Origin of the sequence: Pseudomonas paeninsulae (assembly GCF_035621475.1) — a bacterium.
Taxonomy (GTDB): Bacteria; Pseudomonadota; Gammaproteobacteria; order Pseudomonadales; family Pseudomonadaceae; genus Aquipseudomonas; species Aquipseudomonas paeninsulae.
Genome location: NZ_CP141799.1, coordinates 2,019,036 through 2,040,798, shown reverse-complemented (window position 1 = coordinate 2,040,798; position 21,763 = coordinate 2,019,036). Strand labels below are relative to the sequence as shown.

General features: G+C 60.3%; 11 protein-coding genes. 4 read left to right on the top strand and 7 right to left on the bottom strand.

What is annotated here, in order from left to right; genetic code table 11:
• Positions 1–26: 26 nt before the first annotated feature.
• The 6 genes from VCJ09_RS09415 to recQ all read right to left on the bottom strand — a co-directional run bounded on the left by VCJ09_RS09415 (position 27) and on the right by recQ (position 8,867).
• Positions 27–2,078 carry a FimV/HubP family polar landmark protein gene (locus VCJ09_RS09415; protein WP_324734095.1) on the bottom strand — a complete coding sequence of 684 codons (2,052 nt, stop codon included), beginning with the start codon at positions 2,076–2,078 and terminating at the stop codon, positions 27–29.
• A gap of 296 nt (positions 2,079–2,374) precedes the next feature.
• Positions 2,375–3,778, bottom strand: coding sequence for a DHA2 family efflux MFS transporter permease subunit (locus tag VCJ09_RS09410; RefSeq protein WP_324734094.1), 1,404 nt, complete (start codon positions 3,776–3,778; stop codon positions 2,375–2,377).
• Positions 3,778–4,218 (bottom strand): MarR family transcriptional regulator, encoded by a 441-nt coding sequence (locus tag VCJ09_RS09405; protein ID WP_079201587.1) that lies wholly within the window; start codon positions 4,216–4,218, stop codon positions 3,778–3,780. The genes VCJ09_RS09410 and VCJ09_RS09405 overlap by 1 nt, the downstream gene beginning before the upstream one ends.
• 108 nt (positions 4,219–4,326) lie before the next feature.
• Positions 4,327–5,343, bottom strand: a complete 1,017-nt coding sequence (locus tag VCJ09_RS09400) for a DUF2804 domain-containing protein (protein WP_324734093.1) — start codon at positions 5,341–5,343, stop codon at positions 4,327–4,329.
• Between the two features lie 113 nt (positions 5,344–5,456).
• Positions 5,457–6,617: a GGDEF domain-containing protein gene (locus VCJ09_RS09395; RefSeq protein ID WP_324734092.1), complete on the bottom strand. Its 1,161-nt coding sequence runs from the start codon at positions 6,615–6,617 to the stop codon at positions 5,457–5,459.
• Between the two features lie 123 nt (positions 6,618–6,740).
• Positions 6,741–8,867, bottom strand: a complete 2,127-nt coding sequence (gene recQ / locus VCJ09_RS09390) for a DNA helicase RecQ (protein WP_324734091.1) — start codon at positions 8,865–8,867, stop codon at positions 6,741–6,743.
• 155 nt (positions 8,868–9,022) lie between these two features.
• Here recQ and VCJ09_RS09385 point away from each other — a divergent pair, with 155 nt between their 5' ends.
• The 3 genes from VCJ09_RS09385 to VCJ09_RS09375 all read left to right on the top strand — a co-directional run bounded on the left by VCJ09_RS09385 (position 9,023) and on the right by VCJ09_RS09375 (position 10,677).
• Entirely contained in the window at positions 9,023–9,610 is a 588-nt protein-coding gene (locus tag VCJ09_RS09385) for a UPF0149 family protein (protein WP_079201583.1), read from the top strand.
• Positions 9,611–9,625: 15 nt separating this feature from the next.
• Positions 9,626–10,027, top strand: coding sequence for a YbaN family protein (locus VCJ09_RS09380; protein WP_324734090.1), 402 nt, complete (start codon positions 9,626–9,628; stop codon positions 10,025–10,027).
• A 101-nt stretch (positions 10,028–10,128) separates the two neighbouring features.
• Complete coding sequence (locus VCJ09_RS09375) at positions 10,129–10,677, top strand: hypothetical protein (protein ID WP_324734089.1); 549 nt, start codon at positions 10,129–10,131, stop codon at positions 10,675–10,677.
• 256 nt (positions 10,678–10,933) lie between these two features.
• Here the strand turns inward: VCJ09_RS09375 and VCJ09_RS09370 are convergent, their stop codons facing one another.
• Positions 10,934–19,942: a retention module-containing protein gene (locus VCJ09_RS09370; protein ID WP_324734088.1), complete on the bottom strand. Its 9,009-nt coding sequence runs from the start codon at positions 19,940–19,942 to the stop codon at positions 10,934–10,936.
• 448 nt (positions 19,943–20,390) lie between these two features.
• On the opposite strand from VCJ09_RS09370, the gene VCJ09_RS09365 reads away from it, so the two are divergent.
• Entirely contained in the window at positions 20,391–21,746 is a 1,356-nt protein-coding gene (locus VCJ09_RS09365) for a TolC family outer membrane protein (protein ID WP_324734087.1), read from the top strand.
• Positions 21,747–21,763 lie beyond the last annotated feature (17 nt).

Genomic DNA, 21,763 nt, shown 5'->3' with positions numbered 1-21,763 from the left:
ACTCGTGACTGGCTTGCACCATGCCTTCAGGCAATTTTCGCCAGCAACTCGCGGGCTTCCTGTTTTTGCTCGTCATCCCCATCGTTGATGACTTCATTGAGAATGTTACACGCGCTTTCCAGACTGCCTTGGTCGATGTAAGCCAGTGCCTGGTTGAGTTTGGTCAGATTACCGTGATTCCCAGCCAACTGATCGAGGTCGTGCAACAGGTTGCTGCCATCGGCAAGGGATTGATCAAGGAAACCTTCGCTCAGATCTTCCTGCAACCAGTCTTCCGCCGATGTTTCTTCGACCAGCATCGTCTGGACGAAAGGACTGCGTGCATCGCGATGTCCAGCCGACTCAAAAGTCTCCGACAGATCGCCAAGCTCGGAAGCATCTGACGTCGAGAGGCCATTCTTTTTATGCATGCTGGTTGGAAAGGGACTCACCAGATCCCAATCCGCATCCAGCGCCAAGTCATCCAGATTGAGCTGGAAATCAGTCTCCAGCGTTCCCCCCGCTTGCACCGGCGTTTGCAACTGTGCCTCGTCCAGCACCAGCGTGGCATCCTCCAGAGTGCCTGCCGTCACAGGGACCTCAAGCAAACCGGGGTGACGCGCCTTGAGCTGATCAATCCGCGCTGCCGTGAAACCGGCACTGCGCAACTTCGCTTCCTCTTCGGCGAAGGCCTGGGCATTGCCCTGCTGAGCCAACACTTCCAGCAGACGGAAACGAATATCGCTGCGCTCTGGCTGAACATCCAGCGCCTTGCCGAGGATCACCGCCGCCTCACTGAAGCGGCCATAGGCAATGTAGATGTTTGCGCCTTCCAATGCGTCAGGGGGCGTCGCTGAAGCAACCGTTGGGCTGACACGAGTCGCAGGTGCCGCGCTGTGCAGCAGCGGCGCAACTGCTTCTGGCGCCTTCATCACAGGCTCTGGTATTGGCTGAACCTGTTGATTTAGCGGTGTCAACGAGCGCCGATTACGCCAGAACAACCCGAGCAGGCCAACCAGCAGCAGGGCCAGCGCAGCCACAGCGGCACTTAACCAATTGCGACTCGGCGTCTCGACTGACTCGCTCAATTCAACCCGCGAGGACTCCGCCACTACAGGTAGCGGAGACGATTGTGCAAGTGCAGGACGTTCCACCAGCTGGTTTTGCAATTCAGCCAACTGCTGGTCCTTGTCGCCCACCTGTACCTGCAGCTGCTGCAACTGCGCCTGCAGATCGGTGATGCTCTGTTGCAGCTTGAGATTCTCCTCAGCCTGGCTGAGCAACTCCTGATCCAGGCGCTGTTGCATTTGTGCCATCTGTTCAACCTGCGGGTCGACTGGCGGTTCGCCAGGCGCCAAGGGTTCTGCGCTGGCGATCGGCGTATTGCCCGCCTGGGCTGTATCCGGCAGCAGCAAGTCGGCTCCAGCCTGCAGGCGGTTGATATCACCACGACTGAATGCCTGCGGGTTGAGCGCATGGATATCGCGCATCAACGCTTGCTGCGAGGCCTGGCTACCGGCAGCGCGCAAGCCTGCGGCGATCTTCCACAGGCTGTCGCCACTGACGACTTGATAATGCGCACCTGCTTCGGCTGCCGGCATGACCCGAGGCGCAGCAGCAGTTACTGGTGATGCCGCAACCGCAGGACGCACGGACGCTGCCCGCACCTCTGGCAAGGCAGCGACGGTCCGGTAGGCCGATGAGCTAGGCGGATCGAGTAGTAAGGTGTATTCACGCAGCAGCGCGCCATTGGGCCGCGCCACTTCGACAATGAAGTTCAAGTAGGGCTCACGCACTGGCTGGCTCGACACCACACGAATCACACTGCTGCCGCCGCGCAACAAGGGTGTGAAACGCAGATCGTTGAGAAAGAACAAACGATCGACACCAGAGCGGTTGAATACATCGGCAGATGCAAGCCGTACCAACAGATCACTACTGGCCAGATCGGCAACTTCCAATAATTCGATTTCAGCCTCTAACGGCTGATTCAAAGCTGAATGCAGGGTGATTTCGCCCAGCCCCAAAGCCGGAACTACCCCGGAATAGAATGCCGAGGTTGAAGCAAGGCCGAACAGCAATTGCCGGACTCGAGACATATGAACTCTCCCGCTGACTCCGCTCCCGAGTCGTTACACCACTCCACGCCTTGGCGTGCGTATCCGTCAGTGGTGAAAACAGTGGGTGCAGCAAATTCGTACGTCGGGGCAACAGTCCATGTCGAACCCGGCTAATGAGTGAGTATGGTCATAATTTACCAGCCTGCACGCTTAAACAGACGGCTTGTTAGTGCACACCGAGCAATAAGGCAGGTAGCCATCATACGCAAAAGCAACGGAAAGCAGTCAATAAAATGACCCCAATTTACCCCCCGTATGCTGACTGCCTACAGCAATCAGTGCCTTGTCGAGCGCACGCGCCAAGCCGCCAGCACAGTCAGAGCGAAGACCGCCGCCATCAGCCAGAAACTCTGCTGGAACGCCACGGCCTCGGCAGCCAGATCGCCCCCTTCACGGCCATGGCGCCACTCGAGAAAGAAGGTCAATAGATTGACGCCGAACGCCCCACCCAACTGACGAACGAAGGTAATCGCACCCGCGCCCAGAGCCAGTTCCTGTGCGCTGAGGATGTCCAGCGAGCCGGTGCTCAGCGCCGGCAACAGTAGCCCGAGCCCGACCCGCCCGACACAGGCCCAGAAGCACAGCACGGCGAACGAGGCGCCTTGTTCGAGCCAACCAAAACCTGCGGCAGACAAGGCGAAAATCAGCAACCCGCTGACCAGCAGCAAGGCCGCCGACTGCCTATCGCTCAACCAGCCACCGACAAAGGAAGCGGCGCCCATCAGTACCCCCGCAGGCAACAACAGCAAACCGGCGCGTCCGGCGCTGTAGCCCTCGACTGTTTGCAGGTACAACGGTATCAGGTAGGTCGAGCCATACAGACCCATGCCCAACGTCAGGGCCACCCAACTGGCATTGCGAAAGCCGGCATGGCGCCACAAACGCAACGGCAACAGTGGCTTGGCGCTACGCCAACTCCGGGTGAAAAAGCCGATAAATGCCAGCGTACCCAGAAGACCGGGCAGCCATACCCGCGGCGCCTGCCAGGCAAAGCGCTGAGCCTCGGCGAGGGCACCGAGCAAGGCAAACAATCCCACGCACAACAAAACAAAAGCCCACACATCCAGTAACGGCGTAGATTTTTCCCGCTGGCTGGGCAACAACCACTGCCCGCCCAGCATTGCCAGGCCGCACATAGGCAATGGCAACCAAAATACGGCGCCCCAGCCGAAGTGATCGACCAGATAGCCGCCGATGGTCGGCCCCAATGTCGGCGCGACCATCACCCCCAGGCCATAGAAACCCAAGGCCATGCCGCGGCCGCCACCAACGAATACGCGAAAGATCAGCACCATAGCCAATGGCTGGACGATTCCCGCACACAGACCCTGGACGATGCGCAGAGCAATCAACTGCCAGGCCTCTTGTACGACCAGTGCCAGCAATGAACTAAGGATGAACAGCAACAGACCGAACTGCGCAGTGCGCCTGGCGCCAAAACGTGAATGTGTCCAAGCAGCCAATAACAGACCGGCGGTCATAGCCGCAAGAAAGCCAGTGGACAGCCATTGCGCCTGGGGCCGGCCAATCGAAAATTCCAGCATGATCGCTGGCAGGGCCACATTGATACTGGTCGAGGCCAGGACCATGGCCATGCTGCCGATCATCAAGATGCCCAGCAACCAGCGCGGATAGCGCGCGCCAAAACGCGCCTGCAGGTCCGGTAGGTCCTGCCCCATCAGCGTTTTTCCAGGTTACCCAGAATCCGTGCATGCACCTGCTGGCAATGGCGCAGTTCTTCTTCGTCGATCCCAGCGAAGAGCTCTTTGCGTAGCTGGGTGGAGATTGCCTCGATCTTTTCGATCAACGGTTGCGCTGGCGGGCTCAGGGAGATTTTCTTGGCGCGGCGATCTTCCGGTACCGCCTGCCGGGTAACCAGGCCTTGGGCTTCCAGGCTATCGAGCAGGCGGGCCAGGGTTGGTCCTTCGACCCCGACGCTTTGCGCCAGCTCACGCTGGGTGGGCAGTTCTTCGAAACGAGACAGGTGCAGGAGCACCAACCAGCGTGCCTGTGACAGACCAAGCCCGACTAGGCGACGATCGAGTTCGGCGCGCCAGGAGCGGGATAACTGGGCCAATTGCATGGCGAAACGGTGTGGATCCAACTGCGGCTGTGGCATGGTTAAACGGCTCTTTTATCAAAAAACTAATTATTAGTTAGCTAACCATAACCACAAGCCCGAGATCAAGGTTCGTTTAAGCCCAAGTCGCATTGATGAATCAGGCTGTCACCATTTCACGTACTGATCTTCGACAAAGCCCCAGAGATTGTCGATCGTCAGCGCCGGGCGGCCCGGCGGGCGCAGCACACCACTGAACTGGCCGAATATCTGTTTGAAGTTGCTGGCCAGCAGCCCCAGGTTGATATGCTCCTGATGCACACCGCGGGCCTTGAAGCGCAATTGCACCTGACCGTCGTGGGAATCGATCTGCCAAGGTTGCAGCGGCTGGTCACGATCAAAGGCGAAGCGCACAGTGTCGACCTTAATCAGCTTGCCATCGAGCCAGAAACAATTCTCCGTGAAGCTGGTTTCATTAACCCCACAGGACAAATTCAAACCCACCCGCAGACCGCCTGCCTGGCCCGACAGACAGGCCCAGTTCCAATGGGTTTCCGGGCGCATAAAGCCGGCCGACCAATCGTGGTGGGCAAAGGCGTCTATCGCTGTCAGGTCGAACTCACCCAGGCTGCTGATCACCTGGCCACGGCAGCGCACCCCCGCGACCTTCTGCGCGTACACCCAGCCATTTACTCCAGCCTGGGTAGCCAAGCACATCGGCTGAAAGCTCGGCTGCTCCTCGGAAAAGCAGGCGTCTATTCGGGTGCCATCGTCCAACTCGACCAGCAAGCGTTTCTCTCGTGGCGCCTCGCTGTTGTCGAAACGCAGCAGATTGCCCGCGCTGCGCAACTCGCACACACCGCTCTGCGGTTGCTGGGAAAAGTGCGTACCCAGACCCAGCGGCAACTTGAATTGGCGCTCGATCATGCGCCCGCTGGCGGGATGAAACAGGTAAACGAAGCCGACCCCGGCCAGACTCAGGTTGGCCAGGGCACAGCCACCGATCAACTCATCGCTGAGCAAACCGAAATACTGGAATTGGTGAAAACGCCGCCATTTGGCCAGAGCGCCTAGGCGGCGCCCCATCGCCGAGCGGAAGTCGAAATCACGGTAGTTGATCAGCCTGGGGGCGTCCGCAAATATGCCGTAATGCGGCTGGCCATTGGCTTGAATCAGTCGATCCATCGGAAACCGCTCGCGCAAGAATGGCCCCAGATGCTAGCACCGCCGTCGCGTCCCCTGTAGTCACCAGAAGCGTCAGCTACAGCGACGAAATCGGCCATCGGTAAGTCTGCGGCTCAACTCATCACCTGATTGCGTCCAGCCGCTTTGGCCTTGTAGAGCGCCCGATCCGCCTGCTCATAATGCTTGGCCAGCGTGCCGCTGTCTGTGGGCGGAAAGCAGGACACACCGATGGAGATAGTCACAATGGGCGCGGTAGCCGAACCCTGGTGCTCGATCGCCAACAGCTCCAGATTCTTACGCAGGACCTCGGCGCGCTGCAGCGCTTCGGCTTGATCGATGTCGTACAGCAGCACGGCGAACTCTTCGCCACCCAGGCGCACCGCCATGTCCAGCGGACGCCGCGCCGCATCCTTGAGCAAACCGCCGATGCGCTCCAGCACCTTGTCGCCAGCCTGATGACCATAGCGGTCGTTGTAGGCCTTGAAATGATCGATATCGCTCAACAACAGGGCCAACGAATGGCCTTCGCGTTGCGCCTGGCGCCACAGTTGCTCGAACTGGCGATTGAAACTGCGCCTGTTGTGCAAGCCAGTCAGACTGTCGTGATCGGCGAGCAGGCGCATCAGCCGACTGATCAGAAAGTGTTCACGGGATTTGTATTCCAGCAAGTAGCAACCGATAGCGCCCATTGCATTGCCGATCAGCAGAAACAGCAGATTACTGATCAAGCGCGACAGCGGCACGCCAGCGAACAACTCCCCGCCGACGTAGGCCACCAGCACCGCCAGCGAACAGCCCAGCGCCTCCCTGAAACGCAAGCCAATCAGAAAGTAGGCCGCCATACAGACCAACAACAATCCTTCATAGGGATAGGTCGGGTCGGTAATGTGGGCGATGCCAACTACCACCGCGGCCCCCACCCCGAGGGCCATGATGCTTACCACGCTCAGCGGTTGCAGCAAATGTGCATGGCGGCCCTGAATCAACAAGCCTGCGAAGATCAGCAACAGGCTGAACACACTCAGACGCACCGCAAACATCCACCAGATCACTGGGCTATGCACCAGGGCAAAATCGAAGGCGGCGAATGCCAGCCAGATCAGGATAGCGCCATAGAGCGCGATGCGTTTGACACTGTAGGTGCTGTCCTGAGCATGGGCACGGTATTCACGCTCGAGCGGTTGATTGAACCGCAATAAACGAAAGCCCGACGCAAGCTGATCTGCATAAGGGCAGGGGCGGACGTCTTCTAGCCAGGCACGGGGGTGCGGCATCAAAACCTCCTCAGCAGAGATGACCATTGGGCCATTCACTTAAGTGCAACACAGCTGGAGCGCTTTTGATACCGGCTACAAGGGGGAATACGTGCGCCGAACGACGCTGTCTAGAATCGCGGCTCAGGCTTCGAACTCGGCCTGTAAGGCGGCGCGCACGCAATGCAATACACCCAATTCGACCCGCCCGACAAACAGTTCGCCAATGGTTGCCGCTGCCGGCAGTTCGCCTTCGCCATCGAGAAAGGCATCCTGGATCTCGCCGAGCAGCGCTTGCGGCAGATCCAGTGCCTGCTCCAGGGATAACTGCTGGCGACCGATGGCCTCGGCCAGCAGGTTGTAGACATTTTTTTCACTGCACTTGAGTTGGCTGGCGATCTGCAGCGGGGTCATCCCGGCACGGGCCAGGCTGACCAGTTCATGACGCAGGTCGAGCACCACTCGCGGCGCCTCAGCATTACCGCCCAGCACTTCGAGGAAGGCCTCGCCATAGCGTTCCAACTTGCGCGCACCAACCCCGCTGACCTGAGCCATTTCGGCCAGGCTGCCAGGCTTGCTGCGCAACATTTCCAGCAGGGTGGCGTCGGGGAAGATCACATAGGGCGGCACCCCATGTTCCTCGGCCAACTTGCGGCGCAGCGCGCGCAGGGCTTCCCATTGTTCGCGCTCGTCGCCGCGGACCAGTTGGCTAGCAGCACTGCTGGAGGTTTTCGCCGTGAGCTGCGGTTTCAGATCGCGGCGCAATTGCAGGGTCACTTCACCGCGCAACAAGGGCCGGCAGCTATCCGAGAGGCGCAGGCCGCCGTAGCCTTCAAGGTCGACATCGGCCAGGCCGCGCGCCACCAATTGGCGGAACAATGAACGCCACTCACCCTCACTGAACGCCTTGCCGACACCGAACACCGTCAGGTGCTGATGGCCAGGGCCGCGCACCTTCTCGTTGTCGCGCCCGAGCAGCAGGTCGACCAGATGACCGACACCGTAGCGCTGGCCGCTGCGGTAGATCGCCGAGAGTGCCTGGCGCGCTGGCTCGGTGGCATCCCAGGTCTGCACGCCATCAATGCAGTTGTCACAATGGCCGCAGGGATTGGGCATTTCCTCATCGAAATAAGCCAGCAGCGTCTGCCGCCGGCAGCGAGTTTCCTCGCAGAGCGCGAGCATGGCATCGAGTTTGTGCTGTTCGACACGTTTGTGCCGTTCGTCGCCTTCGGAGTTGTTGAGCATCTGCTTGAGAAAGATCACGTCCTGCAGCCCATAGGCCATCCAGGCGTCCGCCGGTAGGCCATCGCGGCCGGCGCGACCGGTTTCCTGGTAATAGGCTTCCAGCGACTTGGGCAGGTCCAGGTGCGCGACGAAGCGCACGTTGGGCTTGTCGATGCCCATGCCGAAGGCGATGGTCGCCACCATGATCAGGCCTTCCTCGTTGAGGAAGCGCTTCTGGTGGTAGGCGCGCAGCTCGTTGGCCAAGCCGGCGTGGTAAGGCAACGCCGGAAACCCCTGCTCGCTGAGGAAAGCCGCCATATCGTCGACCTTCTTGCGCGACATGCAATAGACGATGCCGGCATCGCCCTTGCGCTCGGCGAGAAAAGCCAGCAACTGCTTGCGCGGCTGCTCCTTGGGCACGATGCGGTAGAAGATATTGGGCCGGTCAAAGCTTGAGAGAAAACGCTCGGCATCGTGCAAATGCAGGCGCTGAACGATTTCTTCACGGGTGCGCATATCCGCCGTGGCGGTCAGAGCGATGCGCGGCACATTGGGAAATAGCTCGGCGAGCTGGCCCAGCTGCAGGTATTCCGGGCGAAAGTCATGGCCCCACTGCGACACGCAATGCGCTTCGTCGATGGCGAACAGGGCGATGTCCAGACGCTGCAGGAACGCCAGCATGCGCGGTTGTACCAGGCGCTCCGGGGCCAGGTAGAGCATTTTTATCTCGCCGCGGTTGATCCGCTCGGCGATCTCGCGCTGCTGCTCGGCATTCAGGGTGGAATTCAGGGCCACTGCCGCCACACCCAACTCGTCGAGGGTGGCGACCTGGTCATCCATCAAGGCGATCAGTGGCGACACCACCACCGCCAAACCCTCGCGCAGCAAGGCCGGCACCTGAAAGCACAGCGACTTGCCGCCGCCGGTCGGCATCAGCACCAAGGCGTCGCCACCACCCGCCACGCGCTCGATAATCGCCCCCTGGCGGCCACGGAAGCTGTCATAGCCGAAAACGTCTTTGAGGATGCGCAGTGCGTGGTCGAGCATGAAAGGTCTCCGAAACGAGCTCGGCATTATACGCACCTGCTTGCCGGACTGAGTTTTGATCTGTTTTTTCGCCGCGCATTTTCTTAGAACTATGGCTGCTGTAGCAGGTCTGGACTAGAATCCATCCTCGTTTACTTCTTCAAGGTAGCCCCACGATGTCCTTCGCCGAGCAACTGTCCCGCCTGCAAGCCTTCCTCGACGCCGATGAGCTGCACGAAGAGGCTCTGGACTATGTGGCCGCTCATGGCTACCTCACCGCCTTGGCGATCTGCCCTGACCCGGTACCCGAGCGTGAATGGATCGATGCCCTGTTCTCCGAGCCGCCGCATTATCGCAGCGACGAGGAGCGCGACGATATCGAGGCCACCTTGCTGCAACTGCATACCCATATCGCTCGCCAACTAGCCAGCGACGACGACCCTGAAGTGCCTTGCGAGCTCGATCTCGGCGACGAGCCGGACGACTCCGATCTGCGCGGCTGGTGTATCGGCTTTATGGAAGGGGTGTTCCTGCGTGAAGCCGCCTGGTTCGACGATGCCGAAGACGAGGTCAGCGAGCTGCTACTGCCGATAATGGTTGCCTCCGGTTTGTTCGATGAGCAAGCAGAGTTCACCGAAATCGCCAGCGACCGCGATCTGGTAGACAGTATGGTCGAGCAAATTCCCGAGCTGCTGACCGCGTTGTTTCTGCTCTGCCATGCCCCGGAAGAAAAACCAGCCCTGCTCAAACCTCGTCACCATTGAGTCTGCGCCACTACCATGGCGCGTGCCGTAGAAGAAAACCGTAATCCGCTGATTCGCTACGCACTGCTGTCCTTGGGTTGGCTGTGCGTGGTGCTCGGGGTGATCGGTGTCTTCCTGCCGGTGCTGCCGACTACGCCGTTCCTGTTACTGGCCGCAGCCTGCTTTGTCCGCAGTTCAAAACGCTTTTATCTGTGGCTGGTGTTGCATCCCAGGCTTGGCCCATGGGTTCGCGACTACCTCGACGGCCAGGGCATCCCGCGCAAAGCCAAGGTCTACAGCATCAGCCTGATGTGGCTCAGCATCGCCCTCTCCTGCTACCTGGTCCCTCTGTTCTGGGCACGTGCCTTCATGCTGACCAGCGCACTGTTGGTGAGCATCTATATCCTCAAGCAGAAAACCCTGCCCAATCCGCGTTAGCCACGCAGGGTAGTCAGCCGGCGCACCTGCAGAACCGCTGATTGCATGCCTAACAGCAAAGCCACTCAATAATGCAGCGTGAACTCCCGCGATGATTGACGGTGAAGCGGCAATGCGGCCATGTCAGCACCTTCCAGGGTGACAACAGCGCGGCATTAAACGGCGCTTGCGCGAGTTATTTTGCTTGCCTTCCTACTTGGGAGAAGCCTGGCCTGAGCCACAGGGCCGACTGGAACTTCAGCCTGATCATCGACACCGCCGAAAAAGCTAGGGCAGCACCGGGCAGTGCCAGAACCAGCATCCAAGCCTGGGAGGCATTGTTCAAGCGCAGCGCCCAGCTCGCGGAACAGAACAAGCGGGGCAGCGCTCATCGCGTCTTCAACCGTCAGATTCGCTTCGCCGACGATACCAGCATCTCGCAGCGGATCGACTACTGGGTCACACCCATCGAATCCCTGCCCCCCGGCCTACCTGAAAATCGACAGCAGCTACATTCGCGCCATCGACCGAGAAAGCGACAAACGACTATTCATCCGGCGCTGATTACCCACGACACACTATCTGCGGGTAGGCGGACTTCGGAGCGCAGCGACAACCCGCCAGATTGGTTCCGCACCGATCATCTCCGGCGTACGACCTTTGGCAAGTAGCGCAGATTGCACTTGCAGCCGAGCTGCCGTACAGGCAAAAGCCCTCACACAACGATGTCTGTCGTGTACCTGGTTCCGCCGCGACGTAGTCCGCACCGCTGGCTAGAGGCTCTTGATGCGCACTTGCGCGCGCCCATGATTGAGCCTGCGCTATTGAACTCCGCGCGGAGTTACCCACCACCAGAAATCGCAAGCACGGAGCATCTCAATAAGAACCGCCACCCCGCAGGGTGGCGGACTGATGCCAGGCTCACACCTAGACGGTATCCACCTTGAGAGTGTTGTCTCCCAGCATGTGGAGGATCAAGTCGCCTTCACTACCCACGCCGTAACTGGCATAGAGGTCGACGTTCTGCAACACGATGGTCTGCTCGGCTGCAGTTGCTGGGTCGGCGACCGCAGTGCTACTCACCTTGAGTACGGTGTCAGTACCCACGATGGAGATATCGATATAGCTCAGCAGATTGCCGATATCCCCAGGCTCGCCGCTCTCCCCTACCAATAGTTCGGAAAGATCCAGCTGGTCACCCCCCGAGTTAAAGCCTTTCACAAAATCGCTGACCGTATCGATGCCGGTATTGCCATCCAGCCATTTGAAGACATCTGAGCCGCCATTGCCGCTCATCATGTCAGAACCTGGACCGCCAATCAGAATATCGTCCCCCGTACCGCCAATCAGAGTATCCGCTTCACCGTTGCCAACTAACACAACCCCATTATTAGCGTCATCCCCAGCGCTTGTAGCAGCAACCACTTCATGATGATCAAGCATGGTGACCGTCAGTTGATCGGCCAGGTAGGAGATATCGCCATCGGCATCCGCCACCCCCAGGTTGAAGTTGACCGAGAGGTCCTCAATCGTCAGGGTGAACTCATAGGTGATGTGGTTGATGTTGAAGTCCGGGCTGCCGCTTACATGCCTGATCTCCAGATCATCAAACTCGCTGTCGGTATAAATGGTGTAGATCTTGCTGGTTGCATTATAGGTCCAGGTGCCAGCCAGAGCCGCATCCACTATCACCACCATCCCGTTAGTCCCTTTCGGTACTGACAGATTCTGGACACCCGCCACAGCGTTATTGAAGTCAAACGCTACGTTATCCAGCAACAGCATCAACACTGCCGAGCTTGAAGGCCCAGTCCATTGCTGCATGGTGAAGCTCACATAGCTTTGCTTATTGGCAAAATCGAGCAGCAACCGTTCACCAGCGTTGATTTGCGGGTTGGCCACACCTATACCGTGCGAAGAAGCATTGACCGCGGCGGAGCCTTTGATGGTGAGCGACAGATCATCGGTCGCCACCTGACCAACCGGACCGAAGGCTCTGAAGTCCTCGCCACTCACAGTGGTGTTGGAGATAACCTGGTTCGACAGCATTTCGAAGGTGTAGGTGCTATCCGGATTGACCCTCAGGGCAAAGAACGGACTACCCGCCGGGTCGGACAGGCTGCTAAAGGCATGGAACTCGACGCTGCCGTTTCCCCCGCTGTGCACCGCATTGGTCGTGGTGTTGTAGTAGAAGGTGAACATAATCTGGTTGGCGCCGTTGGTCACATCCACCTGGGTCACACCGGGCTGCACCGTGCCGTGCTGCACGAAGGTGACCGCCTCCCCTGCATAGGAGCCCCCCGCGCCCAAGGCAACCGACAGGAAGTCCAGGCCATCGGCACCGAAGCTCGCGCTATAGAGCCCTTGGAACGCCACAGTCACAGAGTTGGAAAGCACCGCATCCATCACCGAGTGGAAGATGGGACCGTCGTCTTCGAAGCTGAAGACCCCCGCCGCACCCAGATCGAACGAGGCGCTGTTGCTGTCACCATCGCCATCAGTCAGGGTCTGCACCAGTTGCAGCACGCCCGTACCCAGCAGCAGGCTCTGTGCATCATCCGGGTTGCCGGTGTTGCTGTGCCAGAGATTGTCCAGCAGGTCCAGGGTCACCGCACCGCTGGCCGGGTTGATGGTCAGGGTGAAGTAGGTGTCGCCACCCACCTTGCCGCTGATCACGTTGCCCACTTGGCTCAGCTGGATCTCGCCACCCTTGCCGTTCGGCATTGCCGCATTCACCGCGAACAAACCGCTGCCAACGCTGCTGCCTGCTCCGGTATTCAGGCTCAGGCTGTACACCGTGGTGCCCGGGCCGTCCGCGCCATAAACGCTGTTAAATTGCGCTTGCACGATCGCTCCGGCCAGCACCGCTTGCGCCACGCCATCAGCGTAAGCACCGCCAAAGCCGGGCAGGCTTTCGTCCACCTTCACAGTACCCAGACTCGGTGCGTAGCTGGCCAAGCCAGCCACCGGGCCGTCGTCTTCGAAGCTGAAGACCCCCGCCGCACCCAGATCGAACGAGGCGCTGTTGCTGTCACCATCGCCATCAGTCAGGGTCTGCACCAGTTGCAGCACGCCCGTACCCAGCAGCAGGCTCTGTGCATCATCCGGGTTGCCGGTGTTGCTGTGCCAGAGATTGTCCAGCAGGTCCAGGGTCACCGCACCGCTGGCCGGGTTGATGGTCAGGGTGAAGTAGGTGTCGCCACCCACCTTGCCGCTGATCACGTTGCCCACTTGGCTCAGCTGGATCTCGCCACCCTTGCCGTTCGGCATTGCCGCATTCACCGCGAACAAACCGCTGCCAACGCTGCTGCCTGCTCCGGTATTCAGGCTCAGGCTGTACACCGTGGTGCCCGGGCCGTCCGCGCCATAAACGCTGTTAAATTGCGCTTGCACGATCGCTCCGGCCAGCACCGCTTGCGCCACGCCATCAGCGTAAGCACCGCCAAAGCCGGGCAGGCTTTCGTCCACCTTCACAGTACCCAGACTCGGTGCGTAGCTGGCCAAGCCAGCCACCGGGCCGTCGTCTTCGAAGCTGAAGACCCCCGCCGCACCCAGATCGAACGAGGCGCTGTTGCTGTCACCATCGCCATCAGTCAGGGTCTGCACCAGTTGCAGCACGCCCGTACCCAGCAGCAGGCTCTGTGCATCATCCGGGTTGCCGGTGTTGCTGTGCCAGAGATTGTCCAGCAGGTCCAGGGTCACCGCACCGCTGGCCGGGTTGATGGTCAGGGTGAAGTAGGTGTCGCCACCCACCTTGCCGCTGATCACGTTGCCCACTTGGCTCAGCTGGATCTCGCCACCCTTGCCGTTCGGCATTGCCGCATTCACCGCGAACAAACCGCTGCCAACGCTGCTGCCTGCTCCGGTATTCAGGCTCAGGCTGTACACCGTGGTGCCCGGGCCGTCCGCGCCATAAACGCTGTTAAATTGCGCTTGCACGATCGCTCCGGCCAGCACCGCTTGCGCCACGCCATCAGCGTAAGCACCGCCAAAGCCGGGCAGGCTTTCGTCCACCTTCACAGTACCCAGACTCGGTGCGTAGCTGGCCAAGCCAGCCACCGGGCCGTCGTCTTCGAAGCTGAAGACCCCCGCCGCACCCAGATCGAACGAGGCGCTGTTGCTGTCACCATCGCCATCAGTCAGGGTCTGCACCAGTTGCAGCACGCCCGTACCCAGCAGCAGGCTCTGTGCATCATCCGGGTTGCCGGTGTTGCTGTGCCAGAGATTGTCCAGCAGGTCCAGGGTCACCGCACCGCTGGCCGGGTTGATGGTCAGGGTGAAGTAGGTGTCGCCACCCACCTTGCCGCTGATCACGTTGCCCACTTGGCTCAGCTGGATCTCGCCACCCTTGCCGTTCGGCATTGCCGCATTCACCGCGAACAAACCGCTGCCAACGCTGCTGCCTGCTCCGGTATTCAGGCTCAGGCTGTACACCGTGGTGCCCGGGCCGTCCGCGCCATAAACGCTGTTAAATTGCGCTTGCACGATCGCTCCGGCCAGCACCGCTTGCGCCACGCCATCAGCGTAAGCACCGCCAAAGCCGGGCAGGCTTTCGTCCACCTTCACAGTACCCAGACTCGGTGCGTAGCTGGCCAAGCCAGCCACCGGGCCGTCGTCTTCGAAGCTGAAGACCCCCGCCGCACCCAGATCGAACGAGGCGCTGTTGCTGTCACCATCGCCATCAGTCAGGGTCTGCACCAGTTGCAGCACGCCCGTACCCAGCAGCAGGCTCTGTGCATCATCCGGGTTGCCGGTGTTGCTGTGCCAGAGATTGTCCAGCAGGTCCAGGGTCACCGCACCGCTGGCCGGGTTGATGGTCAGGGTGAAGTAGGTGTCGCCACCCACCTTGCCGCTGATCACGTTGCCCACTTGGCTCAGCTGGATCTCGCCACCCTTGCCGTTCGGCATTGCCGCATTCACCGCGAACAAACCGCTGCCAACGCTGCTGCCTGCTCCGGTATTCAGGCTCAGGCTGTACACCGTGGTGCCCGGGCCGTCCGCGCCATAAACGCTGTTAAATTGCGCTTGCACGATCGCTCCGGCCAGCACCGCTTGCGCCACGCCATCAGCGTAAGCACCGCCAAAGCCGGGCAGGCTTTCGTCCACCTTCACAGTACCCAGACTCGGTGCGTAGCTGGCCAAGCCAGCCACCGGGCCGTCGTCTTCGAAGCTGAAGACCCCCGCCGCACCCAGATCGAACGAGGCGCTGTTGCTGTCACCATCGCCATCAGTCAGGGTCTGCACCAGTTGCAGCACGCCCGTACCCAGCAGCAGGCTCTGTGCATCATCCGGGTTGCCGGTGTTGCTGTGCCAGAGATTGTCCAGCAGGTCCAGGGTCACCGCACCGCTGGCCGGGTTGATGGTCAGGGTGAAGTAGGTGTCGCCACCCACCTTGCCGCTGATCACGTTGCCCACTTGGCTCAGCTGGATCTCGCCACCCTTGCCGTTCGGCATTGCCGCATTCACCGCGAACAAACCGCTGCCAACGCTGCTGCCTGCTCCGGTATTCAGGCTCAGGCTGTACACCGTGGTGCCCGGGCCGTCCGCGCCATAAACGCTGTTAAATTGCGCTTGCACGATCGCTCCGGCCAGCACCGCTTGCGCCACGCCATCAGCGTAAGCACCGCCAAAGCCGGGCAGGCTTTCGTCCACCTTCACAGTACCCAGACTCGGTGCGTAGCTGGCCAAGCCAGCCACCGGGCCGTCGTCTTCGAAGCTGAAGACCCCCGCCGCACCCAGATCGAACGAGGCGCTGTTGCTGTCACCATCGCCATCAGTCAGGGTCTGCACCAGTTGCAGCACGCCCGTACCCAGCAGCAGGCTCTGTGCATCATCCGGGTTGCCGGTGTTGCTGTGCCAGAGATTGTCCAGCAGGTCCAGGGTCACCGCACCGCTGGCCGGGTTGATGGTCAGGGTGAAGTAGGTGTCGCCACCCACCTTGCCGCTGATCACGTTGCCCACTTGGCTCAGCTGGATCTCGCCACCCTTGCCGTTCGGCATTGCCGCATTCACCGCGAACAAACCGCTGCCAACGCTGCTGCCTGCTCCGGTATTCAGGCTCAGGCTGTACACCGTGGTGCCCGGGCCGTCCGCGCCATAAACGCTGTTAAATTGCGCTTGCACGATCGCTCCGGCCAGCACCGCTTGCGCCACGCCATCAGCGTAAGCACCGCCAAAGCCGGGCAGGCTTTCGTCCACCTTCACAGTACCCAGACTCGGTGCGTAGCTGGCCAAGCCAGCCACCGGGCCGTCGTCTTCGAAGCTGAAGACCCCCGCCGCACCCAGATCGAACGAGGCGCTGTTGCTGTCACCATCGCCATCAGTCAGGGTCTGCACCAGTTGCAGCACGCCCGTACCCAGCAGCAGGCTCTGTGCATCATCCGGGTTGCCGGTGTTGCTGTGCCAGAGATTGTCCAGCAGGTCCAGGGTCACCGCACCGCTGGCCGGGTTGATGGTCAGGGTGAAGTAGGTGTCGCCACCCACCTTGCCGCTGATCACGTTGCCCACTTGGCTCAGCTGGATCTCGCCACCCTTGCCGTTCGGCATTGCCGCATTCACCGCGAACAAACCGCTGCCAACGCTGCTGCCTGCTCCGGTATTCAGGCTCAGGCTGTACACCGTGGTGCCCGGGCCGTCCGCGCCATAAACGCTGTTAAATTGCGCTTGCACGATCGCTCCGGCCAGCACCGCTTGCGCCACGCCATCAGCGTAAGCACCGCCAAAGCCGGGCAGGCTTTCGTCCACCTTCACAGTACCCAGACTCGGTGCGTAGCTGGCCAAGCCAGCCACCGGGCCGTCGTCTTCGAAGCTGAAGACCCCCGCCGCACCCAGATCGAACGAGGCGCTGTTGCTGTCACCATCGCCATCAGTCAGGGTCTGCACCAGTTGCAGCACGCCCGTACCCAGCAGCAGGCTCTGTGCATCATCCGGGTTGCCGGTGTTGCTGTGCCAGAGATTGTCCAGCAGGTCCAGGGTCACCGCACCGCTGGCCGGGTTGATGGTCAGGGTGAAGTAGGTGTCGCCACCCACCTTGCCGCTGATCACGTTGCCCACTTGGCTCAGCTGGATCTCGCCACCCTTGCCGTTCGGCATTGCCGCATTCACCGCGAACAAACCGCTGCCAACGCTGCTGCCTGCTCCGGTATTCAGGCTCAGGCTGTACACCGTGGTGCCCGGGCCGTCCGCGCCATAAACGCTGTTAAATTGCGCTTGCACGATCGCTCCGGCCAGCACCGCTTGCGCCACGCCATCAGCGTAAGCACCGCCAAAGCCGGGCAGGCTTTCGTCCACCTTCACAGTACCCAGACTCGGTGCGTAGCTGGCCAAGCCAGCCACCGGGCCGTCGTCTTCGAAGCTGAAGACCCCCGCCGCACCCAGATCGAACGAGGCGCTGTTGCTGTCACCATCGCCATCAGTCAGGGTCTGCACCAGTTGCAGCACGCCCGTACCCAGCAGCAGGCTCTGTGCATCATCCGGGTTGCCGGTGTTGCTGTGCCAGAGATTGTCCAGCAGGTCCAGGGTCACCGCACCGCTGGCCGGGTTGATGGTCAGGGTGAAGTAGGTGTCGCCACCCACCTTGCCGCTGATCACGTTGCCCACTTGGCTCAGCTGGATCTCGCCACCCTTGCCGTTCGGCATTGCCGCATTCACCGCGAACAAACCGCTGCCAACGCTGCTACCTGCTCCGGTATTCAGGCTCAGGCTGTACACCGTGGTGCCCGGGCCGTCCGCGCCATAAACGCTGTTAAATTGCGCTTGCACGATCGCTCCGGCCAGCACCGCTTGCGCCACGCCATCAGCGTAAGCACCGCCAAAGCCGGGCAGGCTTTCGTCCACGCTCACGCGACCAAGACTTGGGGCTTCACCGTTTACAGCTGCCAGAGGACCATCGTCTTCGAAGCTGAAGACCCCCGCCGCACCCAGATCGAACGAGGCGCTGTTGCTGTCACCATCGCCATCGGTCAGGGTCTGCACCAGTTGCAGCACGCCCGTACCCAGCAGCAGGCTCTGTGCATCATCCGGGTTGCCGGTGTTGCTGTGCCAGAGGTTGTCCAGCAGGTCCAGGGTCACCGCTCCGCTAGCCGGGTTGATGGTCAGGGTGAAGTAGGTGTCGCCACCCACCTTGCCGCTGATCACGTTGCCCACTTGGCTCAGCTGGATCTCGCCACCCTTGCCGTTCGGCATTGCCGCATTCACCGCGAACAAACCGCTGCCAACGCTGCTGCCTGCTCCGGTATTCAGGCTCAGGCTGTACACCGTGGTGCCCGGGCCGTCCGCGCCATAAACGCTGCTAAATTGCGCCTGCACTATCGCTCCGGCCAGCACCGCTTGCGCCACGCCATCAGCGTAAGCACCGCCAAAGCCGGGCAGGCTTTCGTCCACGCTCACGCGACCAAGACTTGGGGCTTCACCGTTTACAGCTGCCAGAGGACCATCGTCTTCGAAGCTGAAGACCCCCGCCGCACCCAGATCGAACGAGGCGCTGTTGCTGTCACCATCGCCATCAGTCAGGGTCTGCACCAGTTGCAGCACGCCCGTACCCAGCAGCAGGCTCTGTGCATCATCCGGGTTGCCGGTGTTGCTGTGCCAGAGATTGTCCAGCAGGTCCAGGGTCACCGCACCGCTGGCCGGGTTGATGGTCAGGGTGAAGTAGGTGTCGCCACCCACCTTGCCGCTGATCACGTTGCCCACTTGGCTCAGCTGGATCTCGCCACCCTTGCCGTTCGGCATTGCCGCATTCACCGCGAACAAACCGCTGCCAACGCTGCTGCCTGCTCCGGTATTCAGGCTCAGGCTGTACACCGTGGTGCCCGGGCCGTCCGCGCCATAAACGCTGCTAAATTGCGCCTGCACGATCGCTCCGGCCAGCACCGCTTGCGCCACGCCATCAGCGTAAGCACCACCAAAGCCGGGCAGGCTTTCGTCCACGCTCACGCGGCCAAGACTTGGGGCTTCACCGTTTACAGCTGCCAGAGGACCATCGTCGTACACCACTACATTCAGCGAAACGGTCGGCGACACGTCGCCATCACTGTCAACCACCCGCACCAGAAAGCTCTCGCCCGCCTGATCATCGACACCAGTCGCATTGGGGTTAGTGTGATCCAAGGTGTTGGCGTCGAGGGTGTAGGTCCAGTTCCCCGCCGCATCGACCATCAAGGTACCGTAAACACCCTGCACAGTGCCGCCGGCGGTTACGTCGATCCAGTTGCCGTCCTTATCCTGAACTTGCAGCGAAGAAACACCGTCTGGCGAATTGACGATCAAGCGACCAAACGCCTGCACAGGGTTACCGTCGGGGTTGGGGTTGCTACCGGTCGGCAGCGCTTCTTCATCGACGACACCGGAGCCGGTGATGACTTGCCCTTGGAAATCCTCATGAACGACCTCGACCGCAGGCGTGAAATCAGGCGCCACAAGCTCCACCGCGATATCCGGATCGGGAAACTCCGGAATGAAACCGAGGCCCTTGGTAGGAAAACCAATGACCGGGTCGAGTGCACCAGCGGTTTCCCCCAGCAATACGAAAGAATGGCCGCCGCCAGCATTGCCTCCGGCACCGGCACCTGGCCCTGCGGCCGTGGCAGCCAAACTAGCGGTAGGGTCTTCACCCGCTTCGATGGCGGCCTGCAACTGCTCGACCTCGGTAAGGTCCTGGTCACTGGGTGCGCTTTCCGCGTCTTGGGCCGCTGCAGCCGAACCGTCGCCGCGCGCGTCCGCCAGCAGTTGCGTATCGAGCATCAGGTTGCTGTCACGCCCAAGGGTCAGCTCGCCACCGCTGGCCAGGGCAATGGCAACTGCACCGCTCGCACCCGTGACCAATTGTTCACCGGCAAAGACACGATCACCTTCGACCAGAGGTCTGCGCGTCCCATCGCCAGCTACCGCGAAAACCTCGCCAACTACCTGACTGACGACACCTATCAAAGTAGCCATGAATCCTTCCTCACTACAGCTGCCAGCCACCGCCGACACGTTTGAAAAGGGTCAATACACCTTCCCAAAGAGCGCGATAACAAGACACAACTGAGTGAAATGAAACGACATACCCACCCCTGAAACGCCAAAAAAATAACGCCCCTTGGCTGCCGTACTACTTCATCAGAACCATCCCCGCCCTAAGTACTGCGAATCGTGATCGACCGCCTGTTTCTGCTCACGCACCTAAGCAAAACCCGCTAATTGCGTGACCTTTGCTAATTAACAATGTCTGGCATTCTCCAGACTGCATAAGATTTTTTCCTCATATAGCTTGTGAGATTTTTTTATTAGGCTTTTATTAAGGATGTTCTTAGCTGTGATGTTAGAAGTCTGAAACGGTTTTATAAGAAAAAGTCAAATATCTGACGACAAGAACATAACGATCGAAAAGGAGATTCCTCACATGCGAATTATCAATCCGCTGTGGAGCAGCATGCTGCTGGCTCTGGCGTGTTCTCAAAGCCAGGCGATGTCGTTGTCTGAAGCGATCCAAAGCACTCTGGACAACCACCCGGAAATTCATGCGGGGGTCAACAGCCGCCTTTCGTCTGATGAAGAAGTGAAGATGGCCAGAGGTGGTTACCTGCCGACAGTCGACCTGCTGGTCGGTTACGGTCGGGAAAATACCGACAGCCCGAGTACCCGCACACTGGGCGGCCACAACACTGAAACGCTCAACTCGCGCAACGCCGAACTGCGTCTGCGGCAGATGCTGTTCGATGGTTTCAATACCCCCAATGAAGTCGCACGAACCGAAGCGGTAGTGAACTCGCGGGCCTACCGGGTACTGGGTACGACGGAGAGCCTGGCACTGCGCACCGTCGAGGTTTATCTGGATATTCTGGAACGCCGTGAACTGATCGATCTGGCGAAAAATAACCTGCTTGCCCACCAACGCATCACCGATCAAATCGATCTGCGTAGCCGTCAAGGCGTCGGCAGTACTGCCGACTTCGACCAATCCAATGCACGCTTGGCCCTAGCGGAGAACAACCTCTATACCGAGCAGGTCAACCTGGCGGATGCCGAGGCGAACTTCATCAGCGTCACCGGGCGCATGCCCGACGAACTGGTCGCCCCAACCTCGATCAGGAGCGCATTGCCAGAGGATTTGAACGCTGCCAGGCAGGCGGTTATGCAAAACAATCCCTACCTCAAATCAGCGCAAGCCGACGTGCATGCTGCCGAGAAGCAGTATGAAGTTGCCAAGTCGCCGTTCTACCCACGCTTCGACGTTGAGTTGGCGACCAACGCCGACGACAACATCCAAGGCGATGAAGGCCACTACAACAGCTGGCGTGCCGCCGTGGTGATGAACTACAACTTGTTCAACGGCATGCGCGATAAAGCGCGCCTGCAATCCTCAGCTCACCAGATCAACGAGTCGATGGACATTCGCAACAACGCACTGCGCGTGCTCAACGAAAATCTTTCGCTGGCCTGGAACGCCATGGACAACGCCCGCCTGCAAACCCCGAAGGCGCGCGATTATGCTGACTACACCACACGGGTTCGCGAGGCCTACCAGCAGCAATTCAGCCTGAGCCAGCGCACCCTGCTCGACTTGCTGGACAGTGAGAACGAACTCTTCACCGCCAACCGCCGTTATAGCCAAGTGCGCTACACCGAAGAATTCGCCATGTACCGCGTGCTCGCGGCCATGGGTGACCTGCTGCGCCACCAGCAGGTGATTATCCCAGCTGAGGCTGTAGCCCTTTCCGATGTAAAGAGCGAGGCACGCTTACCGCAAATGAAGTAGTGCCGGTCAAGGAGCAG